The organism is Gilliamella sp. B2785 (assembly GCF_026537005.1).
Lineage (GTDB): Bacteria > Pseudomonadota > Gammaproteobacteria > Enterobacterales > Orbaceae > Gilliamella > Gilliamella apicola_E.
In genome coordinates this window covers 1-3,105 of the sequence record NZ_JAFNNC010000014.1, presented here as the reverse complement: position 1 = coordinate 3,105, position 3,105 = coordinate 1, and the positions used below count along the sequence as shown (strand labels likewise).

Genomic DNA, 3,105 nt, shown 5'->3' with positions numbered 1-3,105 from the left:
CAAAATTATTTTTGTATTTATTTGATATTCGAATGAATAGAAAGATAAAGCTCTTTAACAATTAGGAACAAGCTGAAAGAAACGAGTTCTCGTTTTTACGGAAGGCATTTGTATGAAAGTATGAATGTGAAGAAGTAGAAAAGAGAAAAAAGCGTAATTGAAACCAAGACAACTGTGAGTTGTAAGGTTAAGAAATTAAGCGTACACGGTGGATGCCTAGGCAATCAGAGGCGATGAAGGACGTGTTAATCTGCGAAAAGCGACGGTGAGCCGATAAAAGGCGCTATAGCCGTTGATGTCCGAATGGGGAAACCCAGTGCAGGTGACTGCACTATCATCTGATGAATACATAGTCAGATGAGGCGAACCGGGAGAACTGAAACATCTAAGTACCCCGAGGAAAAGAAATCAACCGAGATTCCCAAAGTAGCGGCGAGCGAAATGGGAGTAGCCCAAGCGGGTAGCATAATGTATTAGTGGAAGCGTCTGGAAAGTCGCACGATAGAGGGTGAAAGTCCCGTACATGAAAGTGCATTATGTGGAAGCTTATAGAGTAGGGCGGGACACGTGATATCCTGTCTGAAGATGGGGGGACCATCCTCCAAGGCTAAATACTCCTGATTGACCGATAGTGAACCAGTACCGTGAGGGAAAGGCGAAAAGAACCCCGGGAGGGGAGTGAAATAGACCCTGAAACCGTGTACGTACAATCAGTGGGAGCATGTACCGTTGGGTATGTGTGACTGCGTACCTTTTGTATAATGGGTCAGCGACTTATATTCTGTAGCAAGGTTAACCGAATAGGGGAGCCGAAGGGAAACCGAGTATTAACTGTGCGTTAAGTTGCAGGGTATAGACCCGAAACCCGGTGATCTAGCCATGGGCAGGTTGAAGGTTGGTTAACACTAACTGGAGGACCGAACCGACTAATGTTGAAAAATTAGCGGATGACCTGTGGCTGGGGGTGAAAGGCCAATCAAACCGGGAGATAGCTGGTTCTCCCCGAAAGCTATTTAGGTAGCGCCTCATGTATAACTGTTGGGGGTAGAGCACTGTTTCGGCTAGGGGGCCATCCCGGCTTACCAACCCGATGCAAACTCCGAATACTGACAAGTTTAATCATGGGAGACACACGGCGGGTGCTAACGTTCGTCGTGAAGAGGGAAACAACCCAGACCGCCAGCTAAGGTCCCCAAGTCATAGTTAAGTGGGAAACGAAGTGGGAAGGCTTAGACAGCTAGGATGTTGGCTTAGAAGCAGCCATCATTTAAAGAAAGCGTAATAGCTCACTAGTCGAGTCGGCCTGCGCGGAAGATGTAACGGGGCTAAAACTATGCACCGAAGCTGCGGCAGTGCACGCAAGTGTATTGGGTAGGGGAGCGTTCTGTAAGCCGTAGAAGGTGTGTTGTGAGGCATGCTGGAGGTATCAGAAGTGCGAATGCTGACATAAGTAACGATAAAGCGGGTGAAAAGCCCGCTCGCCGGAAGACCAAGGGTTCCTGTCCAACGTTAATCGGGGCAGGGTGAGTCGACCCCTAAGGAGAGGCCGAAGGGCGTATCTGATGGGAAACGGGTTAATATTCCCGTACTGGCTATAACTGCGATGGGGGGACGAAGAAGGCTAGGTTTACCACCTATTGGATGGTGGGTTAAGCGTGTAGGGGTGTGATTAGGCAAATCCGGTCACTGAGACCCTGAGGCGTGATGACGAGCTACTAAGGTAGTGAAGTAATTGATGCCCTGCTTCCAGGAAAATCCTCTAAGCTTCAGGTTATAGTTAATCGTACCCGAAACCGACACAGGTGGTCAGGTAGAGAATACTCAGGCGCTTGAGAGAACTCGGGTGAAGGAACTAGGCAAAATGGTGCCGTAACTTCGGGAGAAGGCACGCTGACGGTAATTGAAGTCCCATGCGGATGGAGGTGAAATCAGTCGAAGATACCAGCTGGCTGCAACTGTTTAATAAAAACACAGCACTGTGCAAACACGAAAGTGGACGTATACGGTGTGACGCCTGCCCGGTGCTGGAAGGTTAATTGATGGGGTTATGCGTAAGCAGAAGCTCTTGATCGAAGCCCCAGTAAACGGCGGCCGTAACTATAACGGTCCTAAGGTAGCGAAATTCCTTGTCGGGTAAGTTCCGACCTGCACGAATGGCGTAATGATGGCCAGGCTGTCTCCACCCGAGACTCAGTGAAATTGAAATTGCCGTGAAGATGCGGTGTACCCGTGGCAAGACGGAAAGACCCCGTGAACCTTTACTATAGCTTGACAGTGAACATTGAGCCTTAATGTGTAGGATAGGTGGGAGACTTTGAAGTGTGTACGCCAGTATGCATGGAGTCGACCTTGAAATACCACCCTTTAATGTTTGATGTTCTAACCTATACTTCTGAATCGAGGTAAGGGACACTGTCTGGTGGGTAGTTTGACTGGGGCGGTCTCCTCCCAAAGAGTAACGGAGGAGCACGAAGGTTAGCTAATCCTGGTCGGACATCAGGAGGTTAGTGCAATGGCAAAAGCTAGCTTGACTGCGAGAGTGACGGCTCGAGCAGGTACGAAAGTAGGTCATAGTGATCCGGTGGTTCTGAATGGAAGGGCCATCGCTCAACGGATAAAAGGTACTCCGGGGATAACAGGCTGATACCGCCCAAGAGTTCATATCGACGGCGGTGTTTGGCACCTCGATGTCGGCTCATCACATCCTGGGGCTGAAGTAGGTCCCAAGGGTACGGCTGTTCGCCGTTTAAAGTGGTACGCGAGCTGGGTTTAGAACGTCGTGAGACAGTTCGGTCCCTATCTGCCATGGGCGTAGGAAAATTGAGAGGGTTTGCTTCTAGTACGAGAGGACCGAAGTGAACGCACCGCTGGTGTTCGGGTTGTGATGCCAATTGCATTGCCCGGTAGCTACGTGCGGAATAGATAAGTGCTGAAAGCATCTAAGCACGAAACTAGCCTCGAGATGAGTTTTCCCTGAAGAGATTCAGTAAGGTCCGTTTGAGACTAAGACGTAGATAGGTCAGGTGTGTAAGTGTAGTGATACATTGAGCTAACTGATACTAATGAACCGAGAGTCTTAACCTTACAACTCGGAGTTGTTTTGGG

1 rRNA gene is annotated in these 3,105 nt (G+C 49.2%); it reads left to right on the top strand.

Going from position 1 to position 3,105, the window contains the following annotated elements:
- Positions 1-185 precede the first annotated feature (185 nt).
- Positions 186-3,084 (top strand): 23S ribosomal RNA (locus tag J3U24_RS11435).
- The last annotated feature ends 21 nt before the right edge of the window (positions 3,085-3,105 follow it).